General features: G+C 61.3%; 18 protein-coding genes and 1 tRNA gene. 14 read left to right on the top strand and 5 right to left on the bottom strand.

Going from position 1 to position 17,447, the window contains the following annotated elements; all coding sequences use genetic code 11:
- The first annotated feature begins 393 nt into the window (after positions 1 to 393).
- From ptsN to QCE79_RS01255, 4 genes are all read left to right on the top strand, one after another.
- Positions 394 to 849 (top strand): PTS IIA-like nitrogen regulatory protein PtsN, encoded by a 456-nt coding sequence (ptsN, locus tag QCE79_RS01270; protein ID WP_244826919.1) that lies wholly within the window; start codon positions 394 to 396, stop codon positions 847 to 849.
- A 222-nt stretch (positions 850 to 1,071) separates the two neighbouring features.
- Positions 1,072 to 2,040, top strand: coding sequence for an HPr(Ser) kinase/phosphatase (gene hprK, locus QCE79_RS01265; RefSeq protein WP_061172712.1), 969 nt, complete (start codon positions 1,072 to 1,074; stop codon positions 2,038 to 2,040).
- A gap of 81 nt (positions 2,041 to 2,121) precedes the next feature.
- The gene (rapZ, locus tag QCE79_RS01260; RefSeq protein WP_250462862.1) at positions 2,122 to 3,018 is read left to right on the top strand and encodes an RNase adapter RapZ; all 897 of its coding nucleotides are present in this window, start codon (positions 2,122 to 2,124) and stop codon (positions 3,016 to 3,018) included.
- A gap of 35 nt (positions 3,019 to 3,053) precedes the next feature.
- Positions 3,054 to 3,686: an LON peptidase substrate-binding domain-containing protein gene (locus QCE79_RS01255; RefSeq protein WP_244826917.1), complete on the top strand. Its 633-nt coding sequence runs from the start codon at positions 3,054 to 3,056 to the stop codon at positions 3,684 to 3,686.
- 4 nt (positions 3,687 to 3,690) lie between these two features.
- Here QCE79_RS01255 and mutY read toward each other — a convergent pair whose 3' ends face one another.
- Both mutY and mutM read right to left on the bottom strand, forming a co-directional pair.
- On the bottom strand, positions 3,691 to 4,752 hold the full coding sequence (gene mutY, locus QCE79_RS01250; protein ID WP_244826916.1) for an A/G-specific adenine glycosylase: 1,062 nt from the start codon (positions 4,750 to 4,752) through the stop codon (positions 3,691 to 3,693).
- A 5-nt stretch (positions 4,753 to 4,757) separates the two neighbouring features.
- A complete protein-coding gene (mutM, locus tag QCE79_RS01245) occupies positions 4,758 to 5,588 on the bottom strand; it encodes a bifunctional DNA-formamidopyrimidine glycosylase/DNA-(apurinic or apyrimidinic site) lyase (protein WP_250491739.1) in 831 nt (276 codons plus the stop codon).
- Between the two features lie 86 nt (positions 5,589 to 5,674).
- Between mutM and QCE79_RS01240 the strand changes: the two genes are divergently transcribed.
- From QCE79_RS01240 to hisC, 8 genes are all read left to right on the top strand, one after another.
- Entirely contained in the window at positions 5,675 to 7,543 is a 1,869-nt protein-coding gene (locus QCE79_RS01240) for a tetratricopeptide repeat protein (protein WP_250525341.1), read from the top strand.
- Entirely contained in the window at positions 7,543 to 8,178 is a 636-nt protein-coding gene (gene lolB, locus QCE79_RS01235) for a lipoprotein insertase outer membrane protein LolB (RefSeq protein WP_309841261.1), read from the top strand. The genes QCE79_RS01240 and lolB overlap by 1 nt, the downstream gene beginning before the upstream one ends.
- 16 nt (positions 8,179 to 8,194) lie before the next feature.
- Positions 8,195 to 9,076, top strand: coding sequence for a 4-(cytidine 5'-diphospho)-2-C-methyl-D-erythritol kinase (gene ispE / locus QCE79_RS01230; protein WP_309841259.1), 882 nt, complete (start codon positions 8,195 to 8,197; stop codon positions 9,074 to 9,076).
- Positions 9,077 to 9,129: 53 nt separating this feature from the next.
- Positions 9,130 to 9,206 (top strand) — tRNA-Gln (locus tag QCE79_RS01225).
- A gap of 50 nt (positions 9,207 to 9,256) precedes the next feature.
- The gene (locus tag QCE79_RS01220) at positions 9,257 to 10,210 is read left to right on the top strand and encodes a ribose-phosphate pyrophosphokinase (RefSeq protein ID WP_244826911.1); all 954 of its coding nucleotides are present in this window, start codon (positions 9,257 to 9,259) and stop codon (positions 10,208 to 10,210) included.
- A 152-nt stretch (positions 10,211 to 10,362) separates the two neighbouring features.
- Entirely contained in the window at positions 10,363 to 10,980 is a 618-nt protein-coding gene (locus QCE79_RS01215) for a 50S ribosomal protein L25/general stress protein Ctc (protein WP_244826910.1), read from the top strand.
- Between the two features lie 148 nt (positions 10,981 to 11,128).
- On the top strand, positions 11,129 to 11,731 hold the full coding sequence (gene pth / locus QCE79_RS01210) for an aminoacyl-tRNA hydrolase (protein WP_244826909.1): 603 nt from the start codon (positions 11,129 to 11,131) through the stop codon (positions 11,729 to 11,731).
- Positions 11,732 to 11,749: 18 nt separating this feature from the next.
- Positions 11,750 to 12,820: a histidinol-phosphate transaminase gene (gene hisC, locus QCE79_RS01205; RefSeq protein WP_309841256.1), complete on the top strand. Its 1,071-nt coding sequence runs from the start codon at positions 11,750 to 11,752 to the stop codon at positions 12,818 to 12,820.
- Between the two features lie 17 nt (positions 12,821 to 12,837).
- Here the strand turns inward: hisC and QCE79_RS01200 are convergent, their stop codons facing one another.
- The 3 genes from QCE79_RS01200 to rsmD all read right to left on the bottom strand — a co-directional run bounded on the left by QCE79_RS01200 (position 12,838) and on the right by rsmD (position 14,400).
- Positions 12,838 to 13,095, bottom strand: coding sequence for a YfhL family 4Fe-4S dicluster ferredoxin (locus QCE79_RS01200; protein WP_244826907.1), 258 nt, complete (start codon positions 13,093 to 13,095; stop codon positions 12,838 to 12,840).
- 80 nt (positions 13,096 to 13,175) lie between these two features.
- Positions 13,176 to 13,682, bottom strand: coding sequence for a pantetheine-phosphate adenylyltransferase (gene coaD, locus QCE79_RS01195; RefSeq protein ID WP_244826906.1), 507 nt, complete (start codon positions 13,680 to 13,682; stop codon positions 13,176 to 13,178).
- Positions 13,683 to 13,785: 103 nt separating this feature from the next.
- Complete coding sequence (gene rsmD, locus QCE79_RS01190) at positions 13,786 to 14,400, bottom strand: 16S rRNA (guanine(966)-N(2))-methyltransferase RsmD (RefSeq protein ID WP_309845114.1); 615 nt, start codon at positions 14,398 to 14,400, stop codon at positions 13,786 to 13,788.
- A gap of 277 nt (positions 14,401 to 14,677) precedes the next feature.
- On the opposite strand from rsmD, the gene ftsY reads away from it, so the two are divergent.
- Positions 14,678 to 15,967 carry a signal recognition particle-docking protein FtsY gene (gene ftsY / locus QCE79_RS01185; protein WP_309841254.1) on the top strand — a complete coding sequence of 430 codons (1,290 nt, stop codon included), beginning with the start codon at positions 14,678 to 14,680 and terminating at the stop codon, positions 15,965 to 15,967.
- Between the two features lie 97 nt (positions 15,968 to 16,064).
- Positions 16,065 to 17,432: a Fic family protein gene (locus QCE79_RS01180; protein ID WP_309841252.1), complete on the top strand. Its 1,368-nt coding sequence runs from the start codon at positions 16,065 to 16,067 to the stop codon at positions 17,430 to 17,432.
- The last annotated feature ends 15 nt before the right edge of the window (positions 17,433 to 17,447 follow it).

The following is a 17,447-nucleotide window of genomic DNA, read 5'->3' as shown; positions in this document are numbered from 1 at the left end:
GGCGCGTCGCGTGATCCGAAGTCGTTTTGCACGTGCCCGCCGCCAGCCGGTGGGCGGGTTTGGAGGAAATCCTCCAACCTTGGCCGAACAGTCATCGAGAGCACAGACCAGAGCAAAGCCGCCCGCCTTGGCGGCTTTTTTGTTGGCAACGGGTTACGAGTCAGCACAAGCCATTGATTTCCCGGGTTTTGTACTGCACATTGAGTTGCAAATAGGGCGATGGCGCGCCGCACCATGACGCATTACCCTGTTCTATAATGGCCCGGTTGTTACAGGGGTTAACCAAACAGATACGCTGCAGGAAGCCCAAGCGCATTTTCCGTCCGATCGTCGCCGTGAGCGCTTACAGTAGCCACGATGAGGAGCTATCAGGCCACGCATCAGCCTGCCAACATGAATCGTTTAGCTAAATTTCTTCCCATCGAGAACGTGGTTCTCGGACTGGCCGTTACCAGCAAGAAGCGTGTATTCGAGCAGGCGGGTCTGATTTTCGAGAACCAGAACGGCATCGCCCGCAGCATCGTCACCGACAATCTCTTCGCTCGTGAGCGTCTCGGCTCGACTGGCCTTGGCGAAGGCGTCGCCATTCCGCATGGCCGCATCAAGGGGCTGAAGCAGCCGCTCGCCGCCTTCGTGCGCCTGGCGGAGCCTGTCGCGTTCGAATCGCCCGACGGGCAGCCGGTTTCCCTCCTGATCTTCCTGCTCGTGCCCGAGCAGGCGACCCAGCAGCATCTTGAAATTCTCTCGGAGATCGCGCAATTACTCTCCGACAGCGAAGCGCGCGAGCGTTTGCACAAGGAAGAAAATCGCGAGGCCCTGTATCAGGTCCTCACGCAGTGGCAGCCATAAGCGGCGCGCTCGCACTGCCGAGAGCCGCATTTGCAGCAGGTCAGCCGCCCTTTCCAGGCTTTTTGGGGCGTCTCGCTTATGCGGTGCTTCTGCGGCACAATCGTTTCAAACGCGGTCTGAACGCGGGTCAAACGCAGTAAAATGCAGCACCATGCGGCTGATTGAAGCAATTCGCTTCGGCGCGCGTTGGCTGCTCCCGGCTTCCAACGGAGTTCCGGCCTCATGGATACGTCCAGCATCAACGCCCAAAGCATTTTCGACGACAACGCCGCCACTTTGAAGCTCAGTTGGCTGACTGGGCACGAAGGCTGGGAACGCGGGTTTTCGAGCGAAACCGTTGCCAACGCGACCTCCAGCGCGGACCTGGTCGGCCACCTGAATCTGATTCACCCCAACCGTATCCAGGTGCTCGGCGACGCCGAGATCAACTACTACCAGCGCCAGTCCGACGAAGACCGTTCGCGCCACATGGCCGAACTGATCGCACTGGAACCGCCGTTTCTCGTGGTGGCCGGCGAAGTCGGCGCGCCGCCGGAACTCGTGCTGCGCTGCACGCGATCGTCCACACCGCTTTTCACGACGCGCATGTCCGCGGCCGCGGTCATCGACAGTCTGCGCGCTTACATGTCACGCATTCTCGCGCCACGCGCCACGCTGCATGGCGTGTTCATCGACATTCTGGGTATGGGAGTGCTTCTGACCGGCGACTCCGGCCTCGGCAAAAGCGAACTCGGGTTGGAGTTGATCAGCCGTGGTCACGGTCTGGTGGCCGACGACGCCGTGGATTTCGTGCGCCTTGGTCCTGATTTCGTCGAAGGGCGCTGCCCGCCCCTGCTGCAAAATCTGCTCGAAGTGCGCGGTCTCGGTCTGCTGGACATCAAGACGATTTTCGGCGAGACCGCCGTGCGCCGCAAAATGAAACTCAAGCTGATCGTGCAACTGGTTCGTCGGCCGGATGGCGAGTTCCAACGGCTTCCGCTGGAAAGTCAGACCGTGGATGTCCTCGGTCTGCCGATCAGCAAAGTGACGATTCAAGTCGCCGCGGGCCGAAACCTTGCTGTGCTGGTAGAAGCGGCGGTACGCAATACGATCCTGCAATTGCGCGGCATCGACACGTTGCGGGACTTCATGGACCGTCAGCGGCTCGCCATGCAGGACCCGGATAGCCAGTTCCCCGGCAAACTGATCTGATTTCCCGCCCGAGTTCACGCTCGAAGCGCGAAAAAACGGACCCGAAGCCAGTGCTAAGATAAGGCAATTGAAGCGAAGCCCATGCGTATCATCCTGATCACCGGCATCTCCGGCTCTGGCAAATCGGTTGCGCTGAACGCTCTCGCGGACGGCGGCTACTACTGCGTCGACAATCTGCCGCCGCGCTTCTTGCCCGAACTGGCCGATTACCTGTCGAGCGAAGGACAGCAGCGTCTCGCCGTCGCCATCGACGCGCGTTCGAGCCATTCCCTGGACGATGTCCCCGGCATCATCCACACACTGTCTAGCAAGTACGACCTGCGCGTGTTGTTCCTCAACGCAAGCACGCAGTCGCTCATTCAGCGCTTCTCCGAGACGCGTCGCCGTCACCCGCTTTCCGGTTCACCCATGCACGAGGCCGATGTCGGCGTGCTCAACTCGCTCGCGGAAGCCATCGAGCGGGAACGCGAACTCGTGGCCGACCTGGCCGAATACGGCCATCAGATCGACACCAGCAATTTGCGCGCGAACGTCCTGCGCGCGTGGGTCAAGCGCTTCGTCGAAACCGATGCCGCCGACCTCACCCTCATGTTCGAATCGTTTGGCTTCAAGCGCGGCGTGCCGCTCGACGCCGATCTTGTTTTCGATGTGCGCACACTGCCGAATCCTTATTACGACCGCGAGTTGCGCCCGTTCACGGGCCTCGATCAGCCGATCATCGACTATCTTTCGGCGCAGCCCATGGTCGGCGAGATGATCGACGACATTGGCGAATTCGTCGGCAAATGGCTGCCGCGCTTTCGCGACGATAACCGCAGCTATCTCACGGTTGCGATCGGCTGCACGGGCGGGCAACATCGCTCGGTGTACATCGCACAGGCGCTGGCCGCGCGCTTTCGCGGCGACGCCAATGTGATCGTGCGGCATCGTGACGCGCCCATCCCCGTGGATGACAGCGCAATCCACACGCGAACCTGATCGCCGCGTCGGCGGTCGCAAACTGGAGGCGCGCAATGTCCTCGAACCCCGTTCTAGCCGACTTGCCGCTGTTTCCGCTTCACACCGTCCTCTTTCCCGGCGGCCTGCTGCCGCTCAAGATTTTCGAGGCGCGTTATCTCGACATGGCGCGTTCGTGTCTGCGCGAGAAGTCGCCGTTCGGCGTGTGCCTGTTAAAGAGCGGTCATGAGATCGCGTCGCCGGGAGATCCGTCGGTGCCGGAAAGCATCGGCTGTCTTGCCGAAATCACGGAATGCGATGTCGATACCTTCGGCCTCCTGCTCGTGCAGGCGCGCGGAACGGAACGCTTTCGGCTCGTGACGCATCGCGTCGACCCGAGCAATCTGCTGGTTGGAACGGCGGAAGTGCTGGGCGAGGATCAGCCGCTGCATGGCGCCGAAACGCTCGCCAAGTTCGGCGCGTGCGCGGAGGTGCTGGAGCGCATCATCGAGACCATCAAAACGCGCGAGCCGCAGAACCTTCCGTTCGTCGAGCCCTATCTCTTCGACGACCCCACCTGGGTGTCGAACCGTCTTGCCGAAATCCTGCCGATTCCCATGCGCGCGCGCCAGAAGCTCATGGAACTGATGGATGCCGGCGCGCGTATCGACGTCGTGCATCACTACATGCAGCATCATCAACTGCTTTAGCGCTTCAGATGAGCGAGCCGGTGAGCCCGTCGAGCAGCTTGCGAACGGGCGCGGGAACGCCGAACGCATCGAGCCGCGAAAGCGGCGCCCAGACGGTTTGCGCGTCGTTCAGTTCGCGCGGCGTGCCACGGGTTTCGCCGAGACGCGGCTCTATTTCCAGTTTGAAATGCGTGAACGTATGCGAAAGCGGCGCAAGCCGCTGCAAGTGCGCGTCGCCGCCAAAACTGTGCGCCACGGCCGCGAGCGCGGCTTCGTCGGCGGCTTCGGGCAAGCTCCAGAGACCGCCCCAGATTCCCGTCGGCGGACGCTTTTCTAGCAGGATCGAATCGCCGTCTTTCAGCACCAGCATCCACGTCTTGCGCGTCGGCACCGCTTTCTTCGGACGCGCCGCCGGCAACTCGCGCTGACGTCCTTCCACGTTCGCCACGCAATCCGGCGCGAACGGACAGCGCGCGCAATCGGGCTTGCCGCGCACGCACAGCGTCGCGCCGAGGTCCATCAGGCCTTGCGTGTAGGCGGTGACTTCATCCTTGTTGGCGGCATCGGGCAAGAGCGATTCGGCGAGCGTCCACATTGCGTTCTCCACACGCTTTTCGCCCGGAAAACCTTCGACGCCGAACACGCGCGCAAGCACACGCTTCACGTTGCCATCGAGGATCGTCGCGCGTGCGGCGAACGCGAACGATGCAATCGCCGCCGCCGTCGATCGGCCGATGCCCGGCAATTCCGCGAGCGCTTCGACTGTGCGCGGAAACGCGCCACCGTGTTCGAACGCCACGACCTGCGCGCAGCGATGCAGATTGCGCGCGCGCGAGTAATATCCGAGCCCGGCCCAGAGCGCCATCACGTCGTCGATCGGGGCGTCCGCGAGCGCAGTCACGGTCGGGAAACGTTCGAGAAAACGCGCGTAGTACGGAATGACCGTGCTGACCTGCGTCTGCTGCAGCATGATCTCCGAGAGCCAGATGCGGTAAGCATCGCGCGTGTTCTGCCACGGCAGGTCGTGACGGCCGTGAATGCGTTGCCACGCGATCAGGCGCGCGGAAAAGTCTGTAAGAGCGAGCATTGTGTTCAACGTTGGCAGCGCGGGCAGAAGTACGTCGAGCGTTGCCCCTGGACGATTTGCTTGATGGCGGTGCCGCAAACATGGCAGGGCAATCCGGCGCGATCATAGACGAAATAGTCGAGCTGGAAGTAGCCCGATTCGCCATTGCTGCCGACAAAGTCGCGCAGCGTGCTGCCGCCCTTTTCGATCGCCGCCGCGAGCGTCACGCGCACGGCATCGGCGAGCAGATCGTAGCGCACGAGCGAGATGCGCCCGGCGGCAGTCGTCGGACGAATGCCCGCGCGAAACAAGCTCTCCGACGCGTAGATATTGCCCACGCCCACGACGATTCCACCCGCAAGCAGCGCCTGCTTCACCGACACCTTGCGCCCGCGCGTCGCGCGAAACAGCAGCGCGCCCGAGAATTCGGGCGAGAACGGTTCGACGCCGAGACTCGCGAGCAAGGGATGAGCGAGCACGTCGCCATCGGCGCGTGCGTGCCACAGAATCGCGCCGAAGCGACGCGGATCGCGAAAGCGCAGGATGAAGTCATCGAACACGATATCGACGTGATCGTGCTTGGCGGCATCCGGTGGGCGCGGCACGTTACGCAAGACGCGCAGCGTGCCTGTCATGCCGAGATGCACGATGAGCCAGCCTTCGGCCGTCTCGAACAGCAGATATTTGCCGCGCCTTTCGACCTTCTCTATTTTCAGGCGCGCGAGCGTCTTTGCGAGATGCGCCGGAATGGGCCAGCGCAGCGCGGGCGTACGCACATCGACATGCTCGACGCGCCTTCCGGCGACATAAGGTTCGATTCCGCGACGGGTGACTTCTACTTCCGGCAGTTCTGGCATATTTCCTGGAGAGCGTCTTGCTGGGACGAGTGTGCCGGTATTTTAGCCACCGCGTTACAATCGACCGAAACATCGTCTGGATTTCCATGAACCCGTTCGAAATCAAACTGAATACGTTGCGTCAGGCCGGCCTCATCCGATCGCATGCACCGTCAAGGGCGCGGTTCACGCGCATGGCCGGCGCGATTGCAGTTGCATTGTCCGCGATCGCCTTCACGCCCGCGCACGCTCAGGTACCGAACGCGACACCCGTGCCGAGCACCGACGATCAGGCCGCGGCGCAAAACGCGTCTGATCTTCTGACCGCGCCTGTCAATAACGCGGAGTCGCAGGACTTGCCGAACGTGGCGGCATCCAGCCAGATCGTCTTTCAGGTTCTGGCGGCGGAAGTCGCCTTGCAGCGCGGCCAGGCCGCGCCCGCCTACCAGACTTACCTCTCGCTCGCGCGTGACACGCATGATCCGCGCTTCGCTCAGCGCGCCACGGAAATCGCCATTGCCGCGCAGAGCCCCACCGACGCAATGACCTCCGCGCAGCTTTGGCAGCAATTTGCGCCGCATTCCGAGCGCGCCGCGCAGTTGAGCGCTTCGTTGTTGATCGTGTCCGGCAAGCCCGACGACGCGAAGCCCACGCTGCAAAACGAACTCGCCAAGGTTCCGGCCGAGCAACGCGGCGAAGCCATTCTTTCGTTGCAGACGCTGCTTGCACGCGGACCGAATCGCGTAGGCGGCCTGAATGTCCTGAAGGATCTCTCCGCGAACGACTTGGATCTGCCCGAAACGCAACTCGCGCTCGCCCGTCAGCAGTTGCTCGCGGACGACCAGCCGGGCGCGAAGGCATCGCTGGAAAAGGCGTTGAAGCTGCGCCCGGATTACTTGCCCGCGGCGCTCACGCTCGCGCGCATGGGCCCGGAAGAGCGCAAGGAAGGCATCGCTTCGTTCGAGAAGTATCTCGACAAGAATCCGAAGTCGCATGACGCGCGGCTCGCGCTGGCGCAGTTGTATCTGTCGTCGGACCGGCTCGACGACGCGCAGAAGCAGTTCGAGATCATGCGCAAGAACGACTCGAAAGATCTGACGCCGCTCATGGCGCTCGCGCTCATCGACATTCAGAAGAAGCAGTTCGACAAGGCGCAGGACCTGCTCAAGCAGTACGCGCAGGCTGCGGAGGCGTCGCCCAACGGCGATCCGGGACAGGCTTACATCTACCTCGCACAACTGTCGCTCGAACAGAAGGACGAGGCGCAAGCGAGCCAGTGGCTCGACAAGATTCCGCGCACGAGCCAGCAGTATTTGCCCGCGCAGATCACGCGCGCGCAACTGCTCGCGAAGCAAGGCAAGGTGGATGAAGCGCGATCGCTTCTCAATGGCCTGCAAAGTTCCGATCCGCGCGACCTCGCACTGCTCGCGCGCACCGACTCGGCGATTCTTTTCGAGGCGCATCGCTACGACGAAGCGGAAGCGAATCTCGCGAAGGCCGTGGCCGCGTTCCCGGACGATCCGGATCTCGCCTACGACTACGCCATGGCCGCCGAAAAGAACGGTCACTACGACGTAATGGAAACGCAGTTGCGCAAGCTCATGCGCGTGGACCCGAGCAATCCGCAGGCATATAACGCACTCGGCTACTCGCTCGTGGATCGCAACCAGCGTGTTGACGAAGCGGTGAAGCTGATCGAGAAGGCGGTATCGCTCGCGCCGAACGACGCCTTCATCATGGACAGCCTCGGCTGGGCGCGCTTTCGCCAGGGCAACGCGGCCGAAGCCGAAAAAATTCTCTCGGACGCCTACAAGATTCAGCCGAACGCGGAGATCGGCGCGCATCTCGGCGAGGTGCAGTGGAAGTCCGGGGAGCAGGATCAGGCGCGCGCCACGTGGCGTCAGGCGCAGAAGCTCGAACCCGACAACGACACGCTCGTCAAAACGCTCAAACGACTTCAGGTAAACGATCTTTGATGGCTTTCGATTTCATTGCCGGCGCGTCGCGCGGTTTCATGCGCAAAGGCGCGCTCGGTTTCACGGCCGCGACCGTGTTCATGCTTGCCGGTTGCGCATTGCAGCCGCGTTTGCCGACCACATCGGATAAGACGACTTCGCTCACCACGCAGACGAGCCGCGCGTATCACGGACGCTTCGCCGTGCAGTACAACGACCAGAACGGCACGACGCGCAACGCCTACGGCAACTTCGACTGGCAGGAAACCGGGGACACCGTGACGCTCCAGTTGCGCAACCCGCTCGGCCAGACCATGGCGATCGTCACTTCGTCGCCGTCGCTCGCGACGCTCGAACTGCCGAACCGGCCGCCAGTGAACGCCGAGAACGTGTCGGAGCTGATGCAGAACACGCTCGGCTTCGCGCTGCCGGTCGAGGGCTTGCGCTACTGGCTGCAGCCGTCCGCGGCGCCAACTTCGCGCGCGCAGACCACGCTCGATCCCGAAGCCAACAACGGCCGCCCCAAAGAGATCAAACAGGACGGCTGGACCATCGACTATCTCGCCTATGCCGACGCGCCCGCGACGGGCGTCAAGCGCGTGAACCTGGTCCGCTCGGAACCGCCGCTCGATATCAAGCTGGTGCTCGATCAATAACGCCTTCGCATCAGAAATGTCATCGACTCACGACTCGCTTCGCAACTGCCTCGCGCCCGCGAAGCTGAACCTCTTTTTGCACATCACGGGCCGTCGTCCGGATGGCTATCACTCGCTGCAGACTGTCTTCCAGTTGCTCGACTGGGGAGACATGCTGCACTTCAAGCGACGCGATGACGGCATCGTTACGCGCAAGACGCTCGTGCCGGGCGTACCCGAAGCGGACGATCTGGCCGTGCGCGCGGCGCGCCTGCTGCAGAAGCACACCGGCAGTCGCTTTGGCGTCGAGCTCGAGATCGACAAGCATCTGCCAATGGGCGCGGGGCTTGGTGGAGGAAGTTCCGACGCGGCAACGACTCTTTTAGCGTTGAATCGTCTCTGGGGTGTTGATCTTTCGCGTGAAATTCTGCAGAATCTCGCCCTGCAACTCGGCGCGGACGTGCCGTTTTTTGTCTTTGGGCAAAATGCTTTTGCAGAAGGTGTTGGCGAAGCGCTGCAGGCAGTCGTTCTGCCCAAGCGTTCTTTCCTGGTAGTTACTCCTTCAGTTCACGTCCCGACCGCGGCGATTTTTTCGGAAAAGGCCTTGACAAGGGATACGAAGGTCGCCACAATGACGGACTTTCTTGCAGCGCAAAAGTCAGACACTAACTGGCCAGACAGCTTCGGTCGAAATGACATGCAGGCTGTAGTCGCAAGAAAGTACGCGGAAGTTGCACAGGTGCTCGAGTGGTTTTCCAATCTCGCACCCGCGCGAATGACCGGATCTGGAGCAAGCGTGTTCGCCGCTTTCCCGAGCCGAGCCGAAGCAGAGATGGCGCAAGCCAAACTCCCGGCAAGCTGGAAGAGCGTGGTGACAAGCAGTCTGGAACGTCATCCTCTCTTTGCTTTCGCGTCATAGGTTTCGTTTTGCCGGGTATGTCCTACACTTCCCGGCGAGACTCAAAGTTGTGTAGGGGAGTCGCCAAGTTGGTCAAGGCACCGGATTTTGATTCCGGCATGCGAGGGTTCGAGTCCTTCCTCCCCTGCCATTCCTTTTCTCGCGTTTTTCCTCTCGCCTCCAGCCGCAGACAGGTGCACGATGAGCAGTGACGGCCTGATGGTATTTACTGGCAACGCAAATCCCGCGCTTGCACAGGAAGTCGTCAAGATCCTTGGAATTCCTCTCGGCAAAGCGATGGTCAGCCGTTTCTCCGACGGCGAAATCATGGTCGAGATTCAGGAAAACGTTCGAGGTAAAGACGTATTCGTTCTGCAGTCCACCTGCGCACCGACGAACGACACCCTGATGGAACTCATGATCATGGTCGATGCGCTCAAGCGCGCATCAGCAGGCCGGATCACCGCAGCCATCCCCTACTTCGGCTATGCGCGTCAGGACCGCCGTCCGCGTTCCGCGCGAGTGGCCATCTCGGCGAAGGTCGTCGCGAACATGCTGGAAATTGCCGGCGTCGATCGCGTGATCACCATGGACCTTCACGCCGACCAGATTCAAGGTTTCTTCGACATCCCCGTCGACAACATTTACGCCACGCCCGTTTTGCTCGGCGATCTGCGTAAGCAAAATCACGATCATCTGCTAGTTGTATCGCCGGACGTCGGCGGCGTGGTGCGCGCACGTGCACTCGCCAAGCAGTTGAACACGGATCTCGCGATCATCGACAAGCGTCGTCCGAAAGCGAATGTCGCCGAAGTGATGAACGTGATCGGCGAAGTGGAAGGCCGTACCTGCGTCATCATGGACGACATGGTCGACACCGCCGGCACGCTCTGCAAGGCAGCGCAAGTGCTGAAAGATCGCGGCGCGACTCAAGTTTTCGCATATGCCACGCATCCGGTGCTGTCGGGTGGCGCGGCGGAGCGTATCGCGGCGTCGCAATTGGACGAACTCGTGGTGACGGACACCATTCCGTTGTCGGCGGAGTCGCTCGCGTGCCCGAAGATTCGTCCGCTGTCGAGCGCGGGTCTGCTCGCCGAGACGTTCTCCCGAATCCGGCGCGGCGACTCGGTCATGTCGCTTTTCGCGGAAGGTTGAGCAAGAATTAGCAAGGAACGCGGAGCACGAGCTTCGCGTTTTTGCATGATCGGCAGGAACGAACGAAGGTTCTTGCCGTTGTTGTGGGATCAGCGCATTTTCGTTGATCCCGATTTTCACTGCCTGGTCGCGGGCAGATATAGGAGTTTCAAATGAAAGTCGTCGCTTTCGAGCGTAGCAAGCAAGGTACGGGTGCGAGCCGCCGCCTGCGCAATTCGGGCAAGACCCCGGCTATTGTGTACGGTGCGGACAAGGACGTTCAACTGGTCGAACTGGACCACAACGCCCTGTGGCACGCGCTGAAGAAGGAAGTTTTCCATTCGTCGATTTTGGAACTGGAAGTCGCTGGCGGTTCGCAACAAGTTCTGCTGCGCGACGTGCAATATCACCCGTTCAAGCAACTGGTGCTGCACGTGGATTTCCAGCGTGTCGACGCGAACAAGAAGCTGCACACCAAGGTGCCGCTGCACTTCATGAATCAAGAGACCAACCCGGCCGTGAAGCTCGCGGGCGCGGTGATCTCGCACGTCGTGACGGAACTGGAAGTGGAATGCCTGCCGGCAGACCTGCCCGAGTTCCTGGAAATCGATCTGGCGACCATCGAAGCCGGCCAGACGATGCACGCAAAGGACATCCCGCTGCCGAAGGGCGTGAGCCTGACGATCGCGATCGAAGCGGAAAACCCGGTGGTTGCATCGGCTACCATTCCGGCTGCTGTCGTGTCGGATTCGACGGACGAAGCCACGGGTGAAACGCCGGCTGCTGAGTAAAACGCATCAGCTAGCGAAGTATCGCTATCCTCTCGATCCGTTCGCAAGAACGGTCGACGTGACCCGCCGGCGCGCAAGCCTCGGCGGGTTTTTTTTCGCATCAACACCAAACGATACGAGCAGGCTTCTTAGCCTGCGATGATTCGACATGATCAAGCTGATCGTTGGCCTGGGAAATCCGGGCGCCGAATACACCGCGACGCGCCATAACGCGGGCTTCTGGCTAGTCGACCAATTGGCGCGCGACGCCGGCGCGAGTCTGCGCGACGAGCGCCGCTTTCACGGTCACTATGGCCGCGGACGTCTGAACGGGCATGAAATCCATTTGCTGGAACCGCAGACGTTCATGAACCGCTCGGGACAATCGGTGGTTGCGGTCGCGCAGTTCTTCAAGATTCTTCCCGATGAGATTCTCGTCGCACACGACGAACTCGATCTTCCGCCCGGCACCGTCAAGATGAAGCTCGGCGGCGGCAGCGGAGGCCACAACGGGCTCAAGGATATTTCCGCACATCTGTCGTCGCAGCAATATTGGCGGCTGCGCATTGGCATCGGGCATCCGCGTGATCTGATTCCCGAAGGCGCGCGTGCGGGCGCGAAGCCGGACGTCGCCAATTTCGTGCTGAAGCCGCCGCGCCGCGAAGAGCAGGACGTGATCGATCAGTCGATCGAGCGCGCGCTCGCCGTCATGCCCTTCGTCGTCGCGGGCGAAAACGAACGCGCGATGATGAACCTGCATCGCAATCCCTGACTTCCACTGGAGCAGACCGTGAGCCGTTTCTGGAGCGATATCGTCCATCGACTGACGCCTTATGTGCCGGGCGAACAGCCCGCGCTGGCGCATCCCATCAAGCTCAACACCAACGAGAATCCGTATCCGCCGTCGCCGCGCGTGGTCGAGGCGATTACGCGCGAACTCGGCAAGGACGGCGCGTCGCTGCGCAAGTACCCAGATCCGACCGCGCGCGCGTTGCGTGAGGCGGTGGCGAAGCATCACGGTTTGCGCGTGGAGCAGGTGTTCGCGGGGAACGGTTCGGACGAAGTGCTCGCGCACGCGTTTCAGGCGCTCTTGAAACACGACAGGCCGATTCGTTTTCCCGACATCACGTACAGCTTCTATCCGGTTTATGCCCAGTTGTACGGTGTGGAATACGAGGCGATCCCGTTGAACGCGGATTTCGGTATCGATACCGACGATTACCGCGCGCCAGGCGGCGGCGTGCTGTTGCCGAACCCGAACGCGCCGACGGGCCGCGCCCTGCCGCTCTCCGAAATCGAGGTGCTGCTGAAGGCGAATCCGGATGCGCCAGTCATCATCGACGAAGCGTACGTGGATTTCGGCGCGGAATCGGCCGTGAATCTGGTCGATGCTTATCCCAATCTGCTCGTCGTGCACACGACTTCGAAGGCGCGTTCGCTTGCGGGCATGCGCGTGGGTTTCGCATTCGGCGATGCAAGCCTGATCGAAGCGCTAACGCGCGTGAAGGACAGCTTCAACTCGTATCCGCTCGACCGGCTCGCGCAAGTAGCGGCGCTCGCTTCGTATGAAGACCGCGCGTGGTTCGAGGAGAGTTGCGGCAAAGTCGTCACGAGTCGCGACAAGTTGACGGCGCAATTGAGCGCGCTGGGATTTGAAGTGGTGCCGTCGGCGGCGAATTTCGTCTTCGCGAAACACCCCGCGCACGACGCGCTCGCGCTCGCCACCGCGCTTCAAACGAAGGAAATCTTCGTGCGGCATTTCAAGCTGCCGCGCATCGACCAGCATTTGCGGATAACGGTCGGCACGCCAGACGAATGCGATGCGCTCGTCGCTGCACTGACCGAACTCGCCAGCGCGTAAGAACAGAGATAAGGCGGTTACTCGCCTTTCGTCGCCATCAACGCGCGGTATTTGTCCATCAACTGCTCCGGCGACTCGACGTGCGCCGGGTCGCGCGGAATGCATTCGACGGGGCACACCTGTTGACACTGCGGCTCATCGAAGTGGCCGACGCATTCCGTGCACTTGTTCGGATCGATCACGTAGATCTCCGTACCCATCGAAATGGCGTCGTTCGGGCACTCGGGCTCGCACACGTCGCAGTTGATGCACTCGTCGGTAATGATCAAAGACATGATGCTTCATTCTCTTGCGCCGGCGATGTTCCGGCATGGAGTCCGCGCATCGCGCGAGCGCTGATACGCGGACCCGGCGCTCAAGGCGCCGAAGGATCTTTCTGGGCGGCCACGCCGACCTTGTCGGTCAGCCGCTTCTCCACCGATGGAAACACGAACTTGCTCACATCGCCGCCAAGCTGGGCGATCTCGCGCACGATGGTGCCCGAAATGAACTGGTACTGGTCCGACGGCGTCATGAACATGGTTTCGACGTCGGGCAAAAGATAGCGATTCATGCCGGCCATCTGAAACTCGTACTCGAAATCCGATACGGCGCGCAGGCCCCTCACGATCACGCGCGCGTTGTTCTTGCGCACGAAATCTTTTAGTAGCCCGGTGAAACTGCTTACCTGGACGTTCGGATAATGCCCGAGCACGTCGTGGGCGATATCCAGCCGTTCCTGCAGCGAAAAAAACGGCTTTTTCGCGCGACTGTCGGCCACGCCGACTACCAGCGTATCGAAAATGCTCGATGCGCGCCGGACGATGTCTTCATGCCCGCGCGTCAGCGGGTCGAACGTTCCCGGGTACACGGCGACAACCATGAGCTTTCTCCTCTTTTATTTACCTTGGACCGCGTGACAGCGATGGCCCATTTTCCCCGCCCCCGTCCGAACGCGCCGGGCGCGCCAGATCGGGGAACGCGCATTATTCATCATTTTGGCGGCGCAGCAAATGATAGCGAACCATGCCCGCTTTCCCTTCGCGCGTGATTTCCCAGCCCGCCAGAGCGTCGATGCTCGACGGTTCCAGCGGATCGCCGCATTCGACATAGAGCGCGCCATCCGCGGCGACGAGCGGCGCGGCGATCTCAAGCGCGCGCAAGAGCAAAGCCTGATCGCCGAAAGGGGGATCGAGGAACACGACATCGAACGAGCCTGGCGCGAGACTGCGGGCGAGACGCAGCGCGTCGGCTTCGGCGATCTCGATGTTGCGCGCATCCAGCCGCGCCTGATTCGCTTTGAGTTGCGCGACCGCTCGGCCGCTACGCTCGACCATGAGCACGCGTGCCGCGCCGCGCGACGCGGCTTCGAAACCGAGCGCGCCGCTGCCGGCGAACAGGTCGAGACAGCGCTGGCCATCCAGGTCCTGGCCGAGCCAGTTGAAGAGCGTTTCGCGAACACGGTCAGGCGTGGGTCTCAGACCGTCGAGATCGAGGACGGGCAGCGGCGTGCGCTTCCAGTTTCCGCCGATGATGCGAATGGTGTGCGGCTTGCCGCTGCGCGATGACGCGCGGCTCGAAGAGGCCGAGGAACGGGCCAGAATATGCGGACGAGTGTCGGACGAACGGGACATAAAAGAGATTGAGTGAGACTGGCGCGCGGCCCGGCCGATGGGCGTTTTGACTGTTCCCGGCGACTGGCGCGGGCCGTGAGCGCCCACGTTACCACAGCGCGGCGTCGTGCCGGGAGGCGCACAGGCGCGTCGGGCCGCGCCTGATAAAATACGCGGCTTATACATCTCAGCGCGAGCCGCGCAAACGCGAGCGCATCGGCGCGTAGACGCGAACCGGCAAGCACGCGCGCTCTCCTCACATACCATGTTCAGCTTCTTCAAACGATTCAAAAAGCCGGCTGACGAGCCGCTCGACACGCCGGAAGAGGACAACCTCGAAGCGGACGACGACGGTTCCTCGGTTGCATTAGAGGACGAGGCGTCGGGCGAGCATGTTCATGGTGAAGACGCGGCGGCCTCGAACACGCAAGCTATTCGCGGCGACGCGGCGGCGTCTGACGAGCATGTTCATGGCGGCAACGCGAAGCCGCATCAGGCTGAAGCTGCAAACACTTCATCACATCAAGCACCGGCGCCTTCGGCCGCCGAGCCTACGCAATACTGGCAAGGCCGCACCGAATCTCAATGGCTGCGCGCGCCCGAGACCGATCAGGCGAGCGAGGAAATCATGCCGCCGCCCGAGCCCGATCCCGCCGCGCGCAAGTCCTGGCTCGCGCGTCTGCGCAATGGGTTATCGAAGACGAGCACGAGCCTCACGGGAATCTTCGTCGGCGCGAAGATCGACGAAGATCTCTACGAGGAGCTCGAAACCGCGCTTCTGATGTCCGACGCGGGCGTCGATGCCACCGAATATCTGCTTGAATCCTTGCGCGAAAAAGTGCGCGCCGAGCGTTTGACGGACGCCACGCAAGTGAAGGCCGCACTGCGCGTGCTCTTGATCGACTTGCTGCGTCCGCTCGAAAAGTCGCTGATGCTCGGCCGCGCCCAACCGCTCGTGATGATGATCGCGGGTGTGAACGGCGTCGGCAAGACGACGAGCATCGGCAAGCTGGCGAAGCATCTGCAGCATTTCAATCAGTCGGTGCTGCTCGCCGCCGGGGACACGTTCCGCGCCGCCGCGCGCGAACAGCTCACGGTCTGGGGCGAGCGCAACAACGTGATGGTGATCGCGCAGGAAAGCGGCGACGCGGCCGCCGTCATCTTCGACGCCGTGGGCGCGGCCCGCGCGCGCAAGATCGACGTGATGATGGCCGACACCGCCGGCCGCCTGCCGACGCAGTTGCATTTGATGGAAGAACTGCGCAAGGTGCGCCGCGTGATCGCCAAGGCGATGCCCGACGCGCCCCACGAAGTGCTGCTCGTGATCGATGCCAACACGGGACAGAACGCTCTCGCGCAAGTGAAGGCTTTCGACGACGCGCTCGGCTTGACGGGTCTTATCGTGACCAAGCTGGACGGCACGGCGAAAGGCGGCATTCTCGCGGCTATCGCGCGTCAGCGGCCGATTCCGGTGTATTTCATCGGCGTTGGAGAAAAGGTCGAGGATTTGCAGCCGTTCAGCGCGGAGGAGTTCGCGGACGCGTTGTTGGGGTGAGGTGTGGCGCTGATGAGATTCGATGAGATCGGCGTTAATCTTATCAATCTTATCAAGCCGATGATAAGATTAAGCTATTCTTATCATCGGCGCCCTTATGATCGACCAATCGCTTCTTCTAGCCATCGTCCAGTGCGTAGCGCAACGCATCGAGGCGGGTGATCCCGGTGTTTCTGCTGGCGTCATCGAGGCAAGCATCGGGCCGTGGTCCAGACCGACAGTCAACCGCGCTCTGGCCCGGCTGGTCGCGCAAGGCTCACTGGAGCGACAAGGCGCGGGAAGGTCGACCATCTATCGAACGACCAATTCTTCGTCGTTGTTCGAGGTGCAAGAGGAGCTCCGCGGGCCTGCCGGTACACGCTATCGTGCGTTGGATGACGAAGCGCGCAAACTGATTGCCGCGCTGTCGGCTCCGCTGGGAATGCGACAACCTGTCTCTTATCAACGCTCATTTGTCGATGCTTATCGGCCGAATTTCGGCGGTCTACTGCCCGCCGCTCTAGCCGAAGATCTGTATTCAAAAGGCAAGTCGCAGGATCAACAGCCTGCCGGAACATATGCGCGAAAAGTTTTGGAACAACTGCTCATCGACTTGTCATGGTCGTCATCGCGACTCGAAGGCAATCAGAAGACCCTGCTAGATACGCGAGAACTGTTCGAAAGGGGACGAACGGAAACCGATGACCGCGACGCGACCATGCTTTTGAATCACAAGGAAGCGATCGAATTCATGGTCGATGCGGTTCCCACCGAAGGCATGACGGTGCCTGTCGTTCGAAATTTGCAGAGTCTGCTCATGCGCGATCTTCTGCCGGATGCAGCCGATCTCGGTGCTATCCGAAGCAAGATCGTTAGCATTCATGGGTCGGTGTACATGCCCAGTCAGGTGCCGAAGCTGCTCGAAGAGATGCTTTTGCAAATCATCGATAAAGCGACTCGAATCCATAATCCTGTGGAAGCAGCGTTTTTCGTTTGGGTGAATCTCGCGTATCTGCAGCCTTTCGTCGACGGGAACAAGCGCACTAGTCGCCTGAGCGCAAATATGCCGCTCATGTTGTCGAATTGCGCACCCTTGTCCTTCCTCGACGTCGAGCAAAGCGATTACGCGCTGGCGATGATAGGCGTCTACGAGCGACTCGACGTCACTTTGGCAATCGATTTGTTCGAGTGGACCTACCGCCGCTCGATCGATAAATATCAGGTCATCGTCGAGTCCATGGGCGGCCCAGACCCGTTGAGAGCCCGCTATCGTGAGCAGCTTGGTGAAGCGATTCGACAGATCGTGTTTTTCGGTTCTACCTTGAATCAGGCAGTCGAAGGCGCAGGCTTATCCGAAACCGATATGGCCGCTTTCAACGGAATGCTCAGGACAGAACTCGAGCACCTCGAAGCGTTCAACTGTGCAAGATATCGTCTCCCGATGATCAAGACACAGGAATGGATAGACAAAGGACGCCGCTTCTAGCGTCGGCTTGCTTCA

The organism is Caballeronia sp. LZ003 (genome assembly GCF_031451465.1).
GTDB lineage: Bacteria > Pseudomonadota > Gammaproteobacteria > Burkholderiales > Burkholderiaceae > Caballeronia.
This window is presented reverse-complemented; position numbering and strand designations above follow the sequence as displayed.

What these genes read in the sequence shown, in the direction of transcription:
- ptsN (WP_244826919.1), top strand. Translation starts at nt 394, where the DNA reads ATGAATCGTTTAGCTAAATTTCTTCCCATCGAGAACGTGGTTCTCGGA.
- hprK (WP_061172712.1), top strand. Translation starts at nt 1,072, where the DNA reads ATGGATACGTCCAGCATCAACGCCCAAAGCATTTTCGACGACAACGCC.
- rapZ (WP_250462862.1), top strand. Translation starts at nt 2,122, where the DNA reads ATGCGTATCATCCTGATCACCGGCATCTCCGGCTCTGGCAAATCGGTT.
- QCE79_RS01255 (WP_244826917.1), top strand. Translation starts at nt 3,054, where the DNA reads ATGTCCTCGAACCCCGTTCTAGCCGACTTGCCGCTGTTTCCGCTTCAC.
- mutY (WP_244826916.1), bottom strand. Translation starts at nt 4,752, where the DNA reads ATGCTCGCTCTTACAGACTTTTCCGCGCGCCTGATCGCGTGGCAACGC.
- mutM (WP_250491739.1), bottom strand. Translation starts at nt 5,588, where the DNA reads ATGCCAGAACTGCCGGAAGTAGAAGTCACCCGTCGCGGAATCGAACCT.
- QCE79_RS01240 (WP_250525341.1), top strand. Translation starts at nt 5,675, where the DNA reads ATGAACCCGTTCGAAATCAAACTGAATACGTTGCGTCAGGCCGGCCTC.
- lolB (WP_309841261.1), top strand. Translation starts at nt 7,543, where the DNA reads ATGGCTTTCGATTTCATTGCCGGCGCGTCGCGCGGTTTCATGCGCAAA.
- ispE (WP_309841259.1), top strand. Translation starts at nt 8,195, where the DNA reads ATGTCATCGACTCACGACTCGCTTCGCAACTGCCTCGCGCCCGCGAAG.
- QCE79_RS01220 (WP_244826911.1), top strand. Translation starts at nt 9,257, where the DNA reads ATGAGCAGTGACGGCCTGATGGTATTTACTGGCAACGCAAATCCCGCG.
- QCE79_RS01215 (WP_244826910.1), top strand. Translation starts at nt 10,363, where the DNA reads ATGAAAGTCGTCGCTTTCGAGCGTAGCAAGCAAGGTACGGGTGCGAGC.
- pth (WP_244826909.1), top strand. Translation starts at nt 11,129, where the DNA reads ATGATCAAGCTGATCGTTGGCCTGGGAAATCCGGGCGCCGAATACACC.
- QCE79_RS01200 (WP_244826907.1), bottom strand. Translation starts at nt 13,095, where the DNA reads ATGTCTTTGATCATTACCGACGAGTGCATCAACTGCGACGTGTGCGAG.
- coaD (WP_244826906.1), bottom strand. Translation starts at nt 13,682, where the DNA reads ATGGTTGTCGCCGTGTACCCGGGAACGTTCGACCCGCTGACGCGCGGG.
- ftsY (WP_309841254.1), top strand. Translation starts at nt 14,678, where the DNA reads ATGTTCAGCTTCTTCAAACGATTCAAAAAGCCGGCTGACGAGCCGCTC.
- QCE79_RS01180 (WP_309841252.1), top strand. Translation starts at nt 16,065, where the DNA reads ATGATCGACCAATCGCTTCTTCTAGCCATCGTCCAGTGCGTAGCGCAA.